Source organism: Planifilum fimeticola (genome assembly GCF_003001905.1).
Taxonomy (GTDB): domain Bacteria; phylum Bacillota; class Bacilli; order Thermoactinomycetales; family DSM-44946; genus Planifilum; species Planifilum fimeticola.
The window spans coordinates 1-13,336 of sequence record NZ_PVNE01000011.1; the positions used below are offsets into that span (position 1 = coordinate 1).

Sequence of the window (13,336 nt, forward strand, 5' to 3'; positions counted from 1 at the left end):
CGGCGGGCGGACGCCCGGGGCCTGGTTTCGGTTTGGGGAGCAGGGGCTCAATCACAGCCCATTGTTCGTCTGTCAGCTCATGTCTCGTACTCATACTTCCATTTTACATTGGCAGATCATGTTTTTGAAATAGCTTGTAGGTAACATAGGACGCTGCGCTAACTCCCCCTACCACAATTAATGAGATAAAAGCAATCAAAGTAGTAACCATTTTAATTTTTTCCTTCATGATTCGATCTCCTCTCCCTAGAAATATTTTCTCTAAATAATCGATTTTCCTTAAGCTAAATTAGGTTGTACAATGTTGTCTTGCTTTTTGACAACAATGTCCAAATCAAAATCATCAAACTTAGCCATCCTTCACTCCCCCTTTCCCTCTTGGTATCTATCATTAACTACTGATGATGAAAGGATTCACAATCCAACAAATTATTCAATCCTTTCTCATCAAATAGTTAATGTCAAAACTAAAAAACTTCTTTTCGGTACTTAACGTATATAAGTTGAATTAAAGATTTACAACTGAACACACAAACGATCGATCGTTTGTTCTGGTTTCTGGTTGATTCGCTGAATAAAGGCTTGGACATTCTTTCTAATTTCTTGCACACTCGAATAGAACACGTTGTAAATCACGTCTGATTTCAGCCATTTCCATAGCCCTTCAATCAAGTTCAATTGCGGACTGTATGGTGGCAAAAAGACGAGCTCTAACCGATCTTCGTGTTCTTTTAAAAATGGCTGAATGAGTTTGGCATGGTGAATTCGAGCGTTATCTAAAATCATCACTATTTTGCCTGTGGGATAGCGTTCTAACACAAGTTGAAGAAATCGAAGAAATGTTTCCGCGTCATAGCGTTCTTCTTCGATGCAAAACACTTCCCCTGTTTCGTAGTTCAACGTGCCAATCAGCTTCAGCCCTTGATGTTTTCCAAACGTCGGAATGATTCGTTGTTTTCCTTTGACAAACCATGTTTTTTGAATCGCTTGTACTCAAGGAAACCTCAGTGGTTGGTTAAATGAGGGCGATCTTTATTAACAAGTTTGTTATAATCGGGGCTTACGCTTTGTAGGAGGTAAGATTCGTGTATTCGGCGCCTCCCCGCTTTGAACGCGTAAATTTCATACCGTTCAAAGCCTCTGCTTGTTTACCCACAGGCCGTAAGCGATCATTTCATTTTTTCAGGGATAAGGCAGCATGGGCTGCCTTTTTATTTTTGATAGGACCTGCCAAGGGTCCGTTGATTGACGAAAGCCGTCGGGTCGGTCCAAACCGTTATCGTGCTCCGCTTCACACATGCTTGTTTCGCTGTGCTCGCGGGAGTCGGCTGAGTGTGCTCCGCCCGCCGCCCAGGGGAACCCATCGAATCCGACAAAACGGAAAACCGGTGATAACCGCCGGAGTCGTCTCATACATCCTAAAACAAACCCTTTATTTTGCAATCCGCCTCTGCAGGATGCCGGAGGGGCCGCTCCCTGCAGATTGTGGCGATCAAAAGGAGGAAAAGCGATGGCGGTTTGGGGATGGGTGGCGGTCTCCGCCCTGGGATACCTCCTCGGCGGATGTGCGATCTGGTGGAAAAAACACTGGTCACAGCAGGGTCTTCAGGCGCTCTTGGCCGTCAGCACCGGAGTGTTGCTGGCGGTGGCCATTCTGGGCATGCTTCCCCACGGATTGGCCGAATCGCCAAACGGAATCCCCTGGGTTCTCGCAGGGCTGCTTGCCGCCTGCGGGTTGCAGCGATGGCTCGGAAGAAGGGAGAAAAAGAAGATTCATTCTCCGGGAGCGATGTGGGGAGCCTTGACCGGAATGGGAATCCACTCCTTTTTCGAAGGGGTGGCCCTGGGAGTCGGGTTTCACACCGACGCCCGCCTGGGGCTGGCGGTGTTGTCCGCTTTGGTGTTGCACAAGTTCCCGGAGGGAGTGGCGATCGCCTCCCTCGCGGTGGCCGACGGAAAGAGAAAAAAAGCGATGGCGGCCGTCGGAATCCTGGCCGCCAGCACCGCCCTGGGAACCGGAACGGCGCTCGCCGTGGCGGAAATTTCGGCGGCGGGCATTCCGCTTTTGTTTTCCTCGGGCATTCTGCTTTATATCGCGGGGACTGAATTGTGGCCGGCGGTCAACCGAAGGCGCGGCTGGGGCGGCATGGGGTGGCTCCTGTCCGGCATTTTGCTGTACGGGCTTTTGGGATGGGGAAGCGAGCTTCTCGCCCCGGCGGATGCCCATCCCCACACGCACCACACGGCCTCACCTTCTATCGAATCCGCCTCCCACTCCATGTCCCACCATCACGCTCCGCTGGAGGTTCCCGGGGGATTGCCGGCGCCCGAGGTTGAAATGAAGGTGGAGCCGGATGCGAAGGGGGGATGGAACATCCACGTGTCCACTTCCCACTTCCGGTTCGCTCCGGAACGGGTCAACGGGGATCCCCGCCCGGGAGAAGGGCACGCCCATCTATACGTGGACGGTCGGAAAGTCGCCCGCCTGTACGCCCCCTGGTTCCACCTGGATTCGCTCCCTTCGGGAACCCACACCCTGCGGGTGGAGTTGAACAGCAACGATCATCGCCCCCTGACGCACCGGGGAAAGAAAATCGAAGACAGCGTCACCCTGTCGGTTCGGTGAAAATTGAACAGGAAGCGAATCGCCCCGCCATTCCCTTGCACCGCTTGCCCCGGGGACAGTGCCCGCACCTGAAGCACCAACACAAAAGGCCGCCCCGAAACGGAGCGGCTTCCGGCGATTGACAACGTATCAAGAGGAAAGCGATTTTTCATCGAGCGACTCGCCACTTCCCGGAGCCGAGGCGAAAAAACGCATCCCGATTTCCGGCTCCGAGGTTTGTCGGCAGTCTCAAGCCGCCATCCAAGGAGGCGGCTTTCTTGATTATCCCTCGTAACCGATCCGCCCGTTGACCAGGGTCATCATCACCCGGGCCTCCGGCAGCTCCTCCGGATCGACCTCCAACGGATTTCGATCGAAAACGGTCACGTCGGCCCATTTGCCGGCGGAAAGGGTGCCCCGCTCCTTTTCCTCCCCGGCGGCGAAGGCGCTTCCCCGGGTGAAGAGGGCCAGCGCTTCCTTCGGGGTGAGCCGTTCTCCTGGAGAATAACCTTCCGGGGGCCCCTCCCCTCCGGGCGGGCGTCGGGTGATGGCCGCATGAATCCCCAACAGGGGGTCCATCGGTTCGATGGGAGCATCGCTTCCCCCGGCACAGACCAATCCCTCCCGAAGCATCGTCTTGAAGGCGTAGGCGAAGGGAGAAAGCTCCGGCCCCAATCGATCCATCACCCAGGGAAAGTCTCCGGCGACGAACCGGGGCTGGATATCCAGCACCACCGGCAGCCTTTTCAGCCGTGCGATGAGGTCCCGCCTCAGCACCGAGGCGTGGATCAGCCGGTCGGGCAGGCGCCTTCTTCCCTCACCGGGAATCGCCTCCAACACCCGGATGACCCGCTCCGCCGCCAGATCCCCGATCGCGTGAACGGCGATGGGATACCCCATCCTGCGGGCTCTTCCCGCCAGTTCCGACATTTCCTCCCGGGAGTGGACGGCCATGCCCGTACGTTCCGGGTCATCGCGGTAGGGCCTGCTGAGGAGAGCGGTGCGTCCGCCCAAGGAGCCGTCGGCGAAGATCTTGACTCCTCCGACGGTGACCCATTCGTCGCCGTCCCCCGCACGGATGCCCAGTTCCTCCGCCTCTCCCAGATGAGGATGGTAGATCAGGTGGTGGGTGCGAAAGGGGTTCCCTTCCTTCACCAGCTCGCGATAAATCCGGAGGGTGTCGGAGATGCTTCCCAACTCGCGCAGATCGTCGGTATGGGCCCCCGTCAACCCGCGGGAAAGGGCGTATTTTACGGCCTGTCGGACCATCTCCTTCCACTGGCCAAAAGTGGGACGGGGCTGCGCGTCGAGGAAGGGCCGGGAAGCCTCCTCATAGATCAAGCCGTTCAGCCTCCCCGAGGCGTCGCGGCCGTAGGCTCCCCGCGGCGGATCAGGAGCATCCTCGGCCACTTTCGCAGCCCGAAAGGCCGCCGAATTGGCCAGACGGACATGGTGACAAACCCGGGTCAGCAGGACCGGATGGCCGGGAGCGACGTCATCCAGCTCCTCCCGGGTGGGAATTTCCCCTTCCCGAAACCGGTTCTCATCCCAATTGGACCCCAGGACCCATTCCCCCGGAGGGGTCTTCGCCACCCGCTCCCGGAGCAGCCGAAGCATCTCCTCTTTGGAACGGGTTCGGGAAAAGTCGATCAACAGGAACTTCCTCCCGAACATGGCCAGGTGGAGGTGGCTGTCCACCAGGCCGGGCACGGCAAAGCCCCCCTGCAGATCGATCCGGCGGACACCTGCGCGTCCGTGCTGCAGCTCCACCTCTTCGCGGTCCCCGAGGGCGACGATGCGACCCTTTTCCACATACAGGGCTTCCGCCTCCGGCCTTTCCGCATCCAACGTGAAGATCCGTCCGCCCGTCAACAGCACCTTCTCCATCGGCATCCCCTCTCCTTTCTGCATCCGGTCAGGCTTTTTCCCCATCCCATTCCAGCGTGCAAACCGCCTCCACATGGGAGGTCTGCGGAAACATGTCCACCGGGACGATCCGGCCGATCCGGTATCCCCCCTCCAGAAGACGTGCGGAATCCTTGGCCAGGGTGGAGGGGTTGCAGGAAACGTATATCAGCCGTGGCACCTTTACCCGGATCAGGGCGTCGATCAGTTCCCCTCCCAGTCCGGTCCGGGGCGGATCGACGATCACCACGTCGGGCCGAAATCCCTCCGACACCCGTCGGGGAAGCCATTCTTCGGCGCGCCCCACGTGGTATTCCGCGTTGTTGATCCCGTTTCGGCGGGCGTTTTCCCGGGCGTCCCGGACGGCTTCGGGGACCGTGTCCATCCCGATCACCCGGCCCGCCTCCGGAGCCAGCCACAGACCGATCGTTCCCACCCCGCAGTAGGCATCCACCACGGTCTCCCGCCCGGTGAGGGATGCCGCCCGTCTCACCTCGTCGTACAGTTTGACCGTCTGTACCGGATTCAGCTGAAAAAAGGAGGGAGCGGAAAGGGCGTAAATCCGTTCGTCCAGCACTTCGCGGATCGCATCCGCCCCCCACAGCACCCGGCTTCGTTCCCCCCACACCGCGGAGGTTCGCCGGGGATTGACATTAAGAACGATGCTGGCCAGCCGGGGCAGGCATTCCCTCAGCCGCTTCACCAGGCTCTTCTCCCGGGGAAGATCGGGAGTGCGACTGATCAGCACCAACTGAACCTCCCCCGTTTGAAGGCCGATCCGCGCCACGAGATGGCGGAGGGAACCGGTGTGCTTACGCTCATCATATATCGGAATTTCCAGCTCCTCCACCACCCTGCGGGCCTCCTCCAGGGTCCGATTCACTTCCGGATGCTGTACGGCGCAATCCCCCATTTCGATCAGCCGGTGGGACCTGACGGAATACATTCCCATTTTCACGCGCCCGCCGATCCGCTTCAGCGGCAATTGCGCCTTGTTCCGGTATCGCCAGGGATCGTCCATTCCCACCGCGGGGGCGATGGGCAAATTCTTCAGGCCTGTGTAACGGGAAAAGGCCTCCTTCAGAAGCTCCCTTTTCAAGCGGAGCTGAAAGGGGTAATCAATGTGCTGCAGTTGACAACCGCCGCATTCCTCGTAGACGGGGCACGGAGGTTCTCTCCGGTGCGTTGAGGGTTTGAGGACGCGAAGGAGGCGAGCCCGGACAAACCCCCGCCCCTCCTCAAACACCCTGGCCAACACCGTCTCCCCGGGAATCGCCCGCTCGACGAACACCACCTTTTTTCGAAAGTATCCGATCCCTTCTCCATTGATCCCCATCCGGCGTACCGGAAGCCGGATCACCTGCCCTTCGGCTAGGCGCACAGATTGTTCGGTTTTGTTCATCTTTTTCCGTTCCTTTCCCTGCCGGTTGCCGGCGAAAAGAAAAATGCCTGTGCGGCCATCATACCACACAGGCAGTCCCTTTTCCCACTTCACTGAGCCGAACTGATCTTCGCCTCCCGTTCGGCGCCGACGGGCTCCGGCGTACCCAGCAGGGGGCGAAAGACGACCCTCTCCGCCTCCAGCTCCAGTTCCTCCGTCAATTTCTCCTGAAGGGACGGATCCCAGCGGCGCAAAATCAACGCCAGCGCGCTTCGCTCGTCCCCCGGCAACCAGGCGACATCCACGGCCGAAGTTCCGAACCGTTTCAATCGCTCCTTCACTTGTTGGGAGATATCGGAGCCGAGGCGATCCTTCGTCTCGATGAAGGCGAAGCGCGCTCCCCCCTCTTCCCAGACGGGGAGAACCAGCGGACGCCGGTAGGACAGCGGCCGGGGAAGGGGGAGACGGAAAAGGTTGCAAAGGTCCTCCACCATGGCGCTGGCGGTGGGCTGTTCCCCCGCTCCCTGGCCGACCAGCGTCACGTCCTGAACCGTGTCCGCTTCGATATGGATGGCGTTGTAGACACCGTTGATGCCGGACAGGGGATGGGAAAGGGGAACCAGGGTGGGCCCCACCTGCAGGGCAACGGGACCTTCCTCCCCGAACTGCTCCGCCTTGGCCAGCAGTTTGATCCTATACCCCAACCGGTGGGCCAATTCCAGCTCCGCGGGCGAAATATCGGTGATGCCCCGCCGTGCGATCTCGTCGACGGGCACCACGGCTCCGAAGGCGAGACGGCTGAGAATCGTCAGCTTGTGGGCGGCATCAAATCCCTCCACATCGGCGGTGGGATCGGCCTCCGCGTAACCCAGCCGCTGGGCCTCTGCCAGCACTTCCTCAAAGGAGCGCTGATGTTCCCCCATCTGCGTCAAAATGAAATTGGTGGTGCCGTTCAAGATCCCGGAAACGCGCAGAATCCGGTTCGCCTTCAGGAAATGCTGCAGGGTGCCCAGCACCGGAATCCCGCCGCCGACACTGGCTTCATACAGGAGCTGAACCCCGTGCTCCTGGGCCAGCTTTTCCAATTCCGCTCCATGTTTGGCGATCAGTTCCTTGTTGGCCGTCACCACGTGGCATCGGGAGCGGATGGCCCGTTCGATGTAAGTTCGGGCAGGCTCCACCCCGCCCATCGCTTCCATGACCACATCGACCCCTGTCGCCATGATCTCCTCGAACCGGGTAGTGAGCAGGTTTTTCACTCCGTCCACTTTCCGCTTCTTGTTCGGATCGCGCACCAGGATGTGCTTGACTTCGAACAGGAGTCCGGTTCGGCGTGCGATCACATCCTGATTGCTTTGGAGCATTTTGTACACGCCGGTTCCCACGGTCCCCAGCCCCAACAGGGCCACATCGATCCGGTCCACTCCGCTTCCCTCCCTGTGCATTGGATAAAATGAAAACCCTCTTCGAATAAGAAGAGGGTATGTAAACGCAACATCCATACCCCGCTCCTTATCTCTCAGCGCCCCCGGCACTGCAGGAATTGGCACCTTTGCCCCTGGAAAGCACCCCGTGGGTGCCAAGGCAAGGTTGCCGGGCTTCATCGGGCCAGTCCCTCCACCTCTCTGGATAACGAGTCGGGTCAAGCTATGCAATTTAATTAGTCCTTATTATCTTACAGCGGACCCCCTTTGTCAAATCTTTTTTTTGTCCAAAACGATTTTTTCTATTTGAACGGTTCCGCCTCCTCGGCTCGGAGATTGCACATGAAAACGGCCCGGTCGCCGGGCCGTTTCACCTCAGGGGCGCATCTGGCGGGCCAGCGCTTCTTCCGCCCTTCTCACCATTTCCTTCACCATGTGGCCGCCGATGGCACCGCCGATCTTTCCCGCCTCGGCGGCTTTCAGATCGCCGTTGTCCTCCGGCTTCAGCGGAACGCCCAAACGGCGGGCCACTTCGAACTTGACCTCTCCGGGATTCATCGGGCCCGTTCCCAACTCCCGGCTCATCACCTGTGCCTTCAGCCGATCCATTTCTCCGCGGGCCTGGGGCACCAGCAGCCGGTTGCGGCGACGCCTGCGCGCCATCTCTTCCACCCCCTGGTCTTAGTGTGTCCAGCCGCCCGTCTCTCTTGCACCGACACAAAAAACCCTCCGGTCGAAACCGGAGGGATAGCCCGGGAAATTTTCCTCATCCGCGGGCGTTCAGATAGCGTTTGTTCACTTCTTCCCAGTTCACCACATTCCACCAGGCCTTCACATAATCCGGACGCTTGTTTTGGTATTTCAGGTAATAGGCATGCTCCCAAACGTCGATGCCCAGGAGCGGTTTGTCGCCGTCCATCAGGGGATTGTCCTGGTTCGGGGTGCTGGTTACGGCCAGTTTCCCGTCGGATTTCACAACCAGCCAGGCCCATCCGCTGCCGAAACGGGTGAGGGCCGCCTTGGTGAATTCCTCCTGGAACTTTTCAAAGCTGCCGAAGGTTTGGTTGATCGCGTCGGCCAGCTCCCCGGTCGGTTGGCCGCCGCCGTTGGGGCTCATGCTTTCCCAGAAGAGGGTATGGTTGTAGTGACCGCCCCCGTTGTTGCGAACCGCGGTGCGGATCGACTCGGGCACCTCGTTAATATTGCGGATCAGATCTTCCAGCGATTTTTCGGCCAGGGCGGCATGGCCTTCCAACGCAGCGTTCAGGTTGTTCACGTAGGTGGCGTGGTGACGACCGTGGTGAATCTCCATCGTCTGCGCATCGATGTGCGGTTCCAGCGCGTTGGCGGGATAAGGCAGCGCGGGCAATTCAAACTTCGCCATACACGTGATCCCTCCATATGTAAGTTTTGTTTGAACAGGATGGCCTGCTTAGCATGCCCAATCATCAGCCCATCATCGGCTTCCCCTATTATTATGACCCAAAATCCCGGATATGGTCAATTTTTTTTCGCGAAAAGTTTCAGAAGATCGCTTCCGGCAGTCCGGTCACATCCTCCACAATGTAATCGGCACCCAATTCCTCAAATTTCGCCCGCGCCTTTTCCCCGGTCAACCCCGTCAAGGTGGCGGCGAAACGGCACCCCATCCGGCGCGCCGCCAACAGATCGGCGACGGAATCGCCGACGATCAGCACCTCTTCGGCCCCCGGAAGCGGAAAATCGGCGTCAAGACACGCTTCATCCGGCGCCTTCAGGCCCAAATAGCCCTTCACATAGGTGAAGGGATGCGGCTTGCCCAGCGGGGCGCGGTCGGGATGGGACTCCTCCGCCCGAACCACCTCGCTGGCGGTGACGATCCGTTCCGGTTCGAAGGCATCCAGCAAACCCAGCGACCGGAGGGGCACCTCCGTCTCCAGGCGGGGGCGTCCCGTCCCGATCCCCAGGACGATGCCCCGGTCGCGCAGGCGGCGCAATGTCCTTTGGATCGCCTCCTTCGGGGCCAGGGGAATCTCCTGGTGAAGAAACCCCGGCTTTCCCGGCGTCCGGGGCTTACTTCCCTCGACCCTCCGATACAAATCCTCGCCGAGATACCACTCCTGAAACGCCGATCTCCCCAGTTCCCACAGGGCGCTGTTTCGGGAAAAAGCCGGCTTTTGAACGTCCAGCCAATCCTCCGCGAGCCGGTTGAGATGGAGGAGAAGTTCGTGCTTTTCCGCCCGGGACGTGGAAAAAGCGGGAATAAAGGCATCGTAGGAAGGTCGGAAATCGATCCCGGCATCCCGTGCCGCCCGGCCCAGTCCCTTCAACCGTTCGGCGTCGATCGGCTCCTCGAGCCAATTCCGGCTCCAGCCTGGCCGGATCTCCTCCAGCCGGCGGAGAAGGGATAAAAGCTGGCAGGAAAAGGTGAGAAACACCATGTCCCAGTTGGAGTTGATGCCGCGGGCCTTCAGCCAGTCCAGCACCCGGTCCTGGACGAACACCTCCCGTCGAATCCGGCGGATGGTCTCCTCATCGGGTTCCGGTGTAAAGTCTTCCCCGGACAATCCCAAATATTCCGGGTGGTGCAACATCTCCCACACGGTCAGGGCCGATGCGTCAAAACAGCGCTCCTCGCTGAGAAACACCCCGTCCACGTCAAACAAGATCATCCTGTACAAGTGCCGTTCCCCCCGTCAAAGCTCAACCTTTCCCTGAACATTTCTTATACTTTACCAGATCGGCGGGGAAAATCATAGAGGGCCGGCAGGTGCGCACCCCCAACTCCCCAAAAAATGGTTGCATAAAAACCGTTGACGAAATTTTTTCAAAGGGATATAGTAAATATCACAAATACAATCATTTTAAAACAATATATAACACATCTTTTGTTCATTTCTGTTTGTAATCAAAGGAGCGAAACCGGTCCATGTTGCCCGCCGAGCGCAGACGATTGATCCTGAAACAGATTGAGACGGAGGGTTCCGCCCAGATCAATCAATTGGCCGAACGGTTCGGCGTGTCCGCGATGACCATCCGCCGGGATCTGGATGTGTTGGAGGCGGAACGAAGAATCGTCCGTACCCGCGGTGGGGCCATGCTGCGGGAGGATCCCCGCCGCGAGTTTCCCCACCGGTGGAAAGATGAGAGGAACCAGCCGGCCAAGGAAGCGATCGCCCGCCGGGCCGTCGCTCTGATCGGATCGGGGCAGAGCGTCATCCTCGATGCCGGTTCGACCAACTTGCGGCTGGCGCGGCAGACGGCCTCCCTCCAAGACATCATGCTGATCACGAACGATCTGAAAATCGCCTTGGAATTGGGCGACATCGAGGGCCTTCACGTGGTGTTGACCGGAGGGCAGCTGAAACCCAAGGTGTACAGCCTCGAGGGGCACCACGGCGTGGCGATGCTGTCCGGATTCAACGTGGACACGGCGTTCATCGGTTGCGATGCCTTCGATCTGGAACGCGGCGCCATGACCAACAGCATGACCAAGATCTCCATGAAACAGGCGATGATGAAAAGCGCCAAGCGAAGGGTACTGCTGGCCGATTCCAGCAAATTCGAACAGCGGGCGCTCCTCTCCTTTGCGGATCTGACCGATTTCCACACCATCATCACCGATGACGGCATCCCCCCGGAGAGCGCCGAAGCCTGCCAAAAGGCGGGCATCGAAGTGATCATCGCTTCGAAGGAGGAAAGCGAAACATGACCCGGCTGGCGGTGATCGCCGACGACATCACCGGTGCCAACGCGACCGGCGTCCTCCTCCGCAAAAAGGGATGGAGGGTGGCGGCGCTGTTGGACCACCGCGCATCCCCTGAACACCTGTCCTCCTGGGACGGCATCGTGTGGAACGCCAACTCCCGCCTTCTCCCCGCCGGGGAAGCGGGAAAGCGGGTCCGAGGGATGGCCCGCCGGCTCCGGGATTTGCCCTCCGGCGAGACCCTGCAACTGGCCAAGCGGATCGACAGCACCCTGCGGGGAGCCATCGGCGCCGAAACCGAAGCGATTCTGCAGGCTTGCCCCGGGGATGCGGTGGCGGCGGTCGTGCCCTCTTTCCCGGCTTCCGGGAGGATCACAAGGGGGAAGACGCTGTTCGTCCACGGCGTCCCCGTCCACCAGACGGAGGTCGGGAGGGACCTCTACTCCCCGGTTCGCACCTCCGATGTCGTCGAATTGATCCGGTCCCAGACCTCCCTGCCGGTGGAATGGGTGGAAACGGGAAAAGCCCCTCACCTAACGGAAGCTCTGTCCAAAGCAGTGGCGCAGGGAGCCAAAATCGTGGTCTGCGACGCCGAGTCGGAACGGGACATTGAGGCCCTCGCCGAGGCCTGGGCCGCCCTGGACATCCCCCTTCTTCCCGTCGATCCGGGACCCTTTACGGCGGCATACGCCACCGCCAAAGCCTCGATGAAAAAACGCCTGCTGCTGATCGCAGGCACCCCGGCGCCCACCACCCGCGAACAATTGGAGGTGGTCCAAAGCACCTTTTCCCCGGGCATCATCGATGTGGACTTGAACCGGCTGGTGCAGGAGGGGAATTTCCGCCGGACCGTCGATGAAATCGGCACCCGGATGGACCGTCTGCTGCGGGATCATTTCCTTCTCTTGCTGCGGACGGACCGCATCCCCTACTCCGGCCCGAATCCCTCCTTCGCCCTCGCCCGGGCCGTTCGAAGATGGATCGCCTCCCGTCCCTTTGACGGACTGTTTTTATCCGGCGGTGAAGTGGCTGCCGCCGTCTTGAGGGAATTGGGTGCGGAAGCCGTGGAACTGCTGGAGGAAATCCTTCCTCTGGCGGTAATGTCCCGGATCGTCGGCGGTCCCTTCGAAGGCATGAACATCGCCACCAAAGGGGGAGCGGCGGGAGGCCGGGAGGCCATCGTCGCCTGTGTCCGTTCCCTGTTGGAAGCCCCCCATCCCCCGCGAAACAACAAATATCCCGTACAGGAGGAGTGGAGATGACAACAAACAGACCCCTGTTGGGCATCACCATCGGCGACCCGGCGGGCATCGGTCCCGAGATCACTTTGAAGGCGCTGAAGGAGGAGGAATTTTACCGGACATCCCGCCCCCTCGCCATCGGTTCCGCCCGGGTGCTCGAGCGCACCCGGGAGCAGCTCGGGCTTTCCCTGGAGATTCACCGCGTTAAAGAACCCTCCGAGGGACGGTACACCGCTGGAACGGTGGACGTCCTCGATATGGACAACATCGACGTCCCTTCCCTTCGGATGGGTGTCGTGCAGGAAAATTGCGGCCGAGCCGCCTTCGAATACATCCAGCGGGCGGCCGAATGGGCCAAGGAGGGCGCCATCGACGCCATCGTCACCGCCCCGATCAACAAGGAATCGCTGAAGGCCGCCGGCGTTCCCTACATCGGACACACGGAAATGCTGGCCGCCATGGCGGGAAGCCGGGAAGAGATGACCATGTTTCAGATCCAAAACGTGAAGATCTTTTTCCTCACCCGGCATCTCCCCCTGGTGGAAGCCTGCCGCAAAATGAGGGATGCCGACTTCGTCTACGGCGGAATCCGTCGCGCTTATTCGGCCCTCTCATCCCTCACGGGGAAAATGCCGACCCTGGCGGTGGCCGCCCTCAATCCCCACGCCGGTGAAGGGGGGCTTCTGGGAACGGAGGAGATCGAAGGAATCCTCCCGGCAGTTAAGCGGGCACAGCAGGAGGGCATGGACGTCGTGGGCCCCGTTCCCGCCGACTCGGTGTTCCACTTTGCCCGCAAGGGAGCCTATGACGCCGTCCTTTCCCTGTACCACGACCAGGGGCACATCGCGGCGAAGATGATCGACTTCGAGAAAACCGTCTCCATCACCCTGGGACTGCCGTTTCTCCGGACCAGCGTCGATCACGGCACCGCCTTCGACATCGCCGGGAAGGGAATCGCTTCCCCGGTATCCATGATGGAGGCGATTCGGGCGGCCATCACCTATTCGTCCAAAAAACCGGGACCCTGATGGAGCTTTCCGGGGGTCCCCCATCTTCACCTCGGGATGGAAGCGGTTCCGGAAAAGGAGGTGAGGA

At 59.6% G+C, this 13,336-nt stretch carries 10 protein-coding genes, 1 pseudogene and 1 riboswitch; of the genes and pseudogenes, 4 read left to right on the forward strand and 7 right to left on the reverse strand.

The window, feature by feature from the left end:
* Positions 1–516: 516 nt before the first annotated feature.
* Positions 517–990, reverse strand: a pseudogene (locus tag CLV97_RS08205) (IS630-like element ISBs2 family transposase); the annotation flags it as partial.
* Between the two features lie 520 nt (positions 991–1,510).
* On the opposite strand from CLV97_RS08205, the gene CLV97_RS08210 reads away from it, so the two are divergent.
* The gene (locus CLV97_RS08210) at positions 1,511–2,626 is read left to right on the forward strand and encodes a ZIP family metal transporter (RefSeq protein ID WP_170070413.1); all 1,116 of its coding nucleotides are present in this window, start codon (positions 1,511–1,513) and stop codon (positions 2,624–2,626) included.
* Positions 2,627–2,887: 261 nt separating this feature from the next.
* Here the strand turns inward: CLV97_RS08210 and CLV97_RS08215 are convergent, their stop codons facing one another.
* The 6 genes from CLV97_RS08215 to CLV97_RS08240 form a co-directional block, all read right to left on the reverse strand.
* Positions 2,888–4,492, reverse strand: a complete 1,605-nt coding sequence (locus CLV97_RS08215; RefSeq protein WP_106345133.1) for an amidohydrolase — start codon at positions 4,490–4,492, stop codon at positions 2,888–2,890.
* A gap of 28 nt (positions 4,493–4,520) precedes the next feature.
* Complete coding sequence (rlmD, locus tag CLV97_RS08220) at positions 4,521–5,912, reverse strand: 23S rRNA (uracil(1939)-C(5))-methyltransferase RlmD (RefSeq protein WP_106345134.1); 1,392 nt, start codon at positions 5,910–5,912, stop codon at positions 4,521–4,523.
* A gap of 89 nt (positions 5,913–6,001) precedes the next feature.
* Positions 6,002–7,315 (reverse strand): homoserine dehydrogenase, encoded by a 1,314-nt coding sequence (locus CLV97_RS08225; protein WP_170070414.1) that lies wholly within the window; start codon positions 7,313–7,315, stop codon positions 6,002–6,004.
* Positions 7,316–7,400: 85 nt separating this feature from the next.
* A riboswitch (SAM riboswitch) is annotated at positions 7,401–7,527 on the reverse strand.
* Between the two features lie 163 nt (positions 7,528–7,690).
* Positions 7,691–7,978: a small, acid-soluble spore protein, alpha/beta type gene (locus CLV97_RS08230; RefSeq protein WP_106345050.1), complete on the reverse strand. Its 288-nt coding sequence runs from the start codon at positions 7,976–7,978 to the stop codon at positions 7,691–7,693.
* 103 nt (positions 7,979–8,081) lie between these two features.
* The gene (locus tag CLV97_RS08235) at positions 8,082–8,699 is read right to left on the reverse strand and encodes a superoxide dismutase (protein WP_106345051.1); all 618 of its coding nucleotides are present in this window, start codon (positions 8,697–8,699) and stop codon (positions 8,082–8,084) included.
* A 139-nt stretch (positions 8,700–8,838) separates the two neighbouring features.
* Complete coding sequence (locus CLV97_RS08240; RefSeq protein ID WP_245891441.1) at positions 8,839–9,966, reverse strand: HAD family hydrolase; 1,128 nt, start codon at positions 9,964–9,966, stop codon at positions 8,839–8,841.
* Between the two features lie 257 nt (positions 9,967–10,223).
* On the opposite strand from CLV97_RS08240, the gene CLV97_RS08245 reads away from it, so the two are divergent.
* Genes CLV97_RS08245 through pdxA form a run of 3 tightly spaced genes read left to right on the forward strand, consistent with a single transcriptional unit; the run spans position 10,224 to position 13,269 of the window.
* Positions 10,224–11,006, forward strand: a complete 783-nt coding sequence (locus CLV97_RS08245) for a DeoR/GlpR family DNA-binding transcription regulator (RefSeq protein WP_106345053.1) — start codon at positions 10,224–10,226, stop codon at positions 11,004–11,006.
* Positions 11,003–12,262: a four-carbon acid sugar kinase family protein gene (locus tag CLV97_RS08250; RefSeq protein WP_106345054.1), complete on the forward strand. Its 1,260-nt coding sequence runs from the start codon at positions 11,003–11,005 to the stop codon at positions 12,260–12,262. Before CLV97_RS08245 ends, CLV97_RS08250 begins: the two co-directional genes overlap by 4 nt.
* On the forward strand, positions 12,259–13,269 hold the full coding sequence (gene pdxA, locus CLV97_RS08255; RefSeq protein WP_106345055.1) for a 4-hydroxythreonine-4-phosphate dehydrogenase PdxA: 1,011 nt from the start codon (positions 12,259–12,261) through the stop codon (positions 13,267–13,269). Before CLV97_RS08250 ends, pdxA begins: the two co-directional genes overlap by 4 nt.
* Positions 13,270–13,336 lie beyond the last annotated feature (67 nt).

Excerpts from the sequence above, each read along its gene's own strand:
- pdxA (WP_106345055.1), top strand. The coding sequence starts at position 12,259 with ATGACAACAAACAGACCCCTGTTGGGCATCACCATCGGCGACCCGGCG.
- CLV97_RS08230 (WP_106345050.1), bottom strand. The coding sequence starts at position 7,978 with ATGGCGCGCAGGCGTCGCCGCAACCGGCTGCTGGTGCCCCAGGCCCGC.
- CLV97_RS08215 (WP_106345133.1), bottom strand. The coding sequence starts at position 4,492 with ATGGAGAAGGTGCTGTTGACGGGCGGACGGATCTTCACGTTGGATGCG.
- CLV97_RS08240 (WP_245891441.1), bottom strand. The coding sequence starts at position 9,966 with ATGATCTTGTTTGACGTGGACGGGGTGTTTCTCAGCGAGGAGCGCTGT.
- rlmD (WP_106345134.1), bottom strand. The coding sequence starts at position 5,912 with ATGAACAAAACCGAACAATCTGTGCGCCTAGCCGAAGGGCAGGTGATC.
- CLV97_RS08250 (WP_106345054.1), top strand. The coding sequence starts at position 11,003 with ATGACCCGGCTGGCGGTGATCGCCGACGACATCACCGGTGCCAACGCG.
- CLV97_RS08245 (WP_106345053.1), top strand. The coding sequence starts at position 10,224 with ATGTTGCCCGCCGAGCGCAGACGATTGATCCTGAAACAGATTGAGACG.
- CLV97_RS08235 (WP_106345051.1), bottom strand. The coding sequence starts at position 8,699 with ATGGCGAAGTTTGAATTGCCCGCGCTGCCTTATCCCGCCAACGCGCTG.
- CLV97_RS08210 (WP_170070413.1), top strand. The coding sequence starts at position 1,511 with ATGGCGGTTTGGGGATGGGTGGCGGTCTCCGCCCTGGGATACCTCCTC.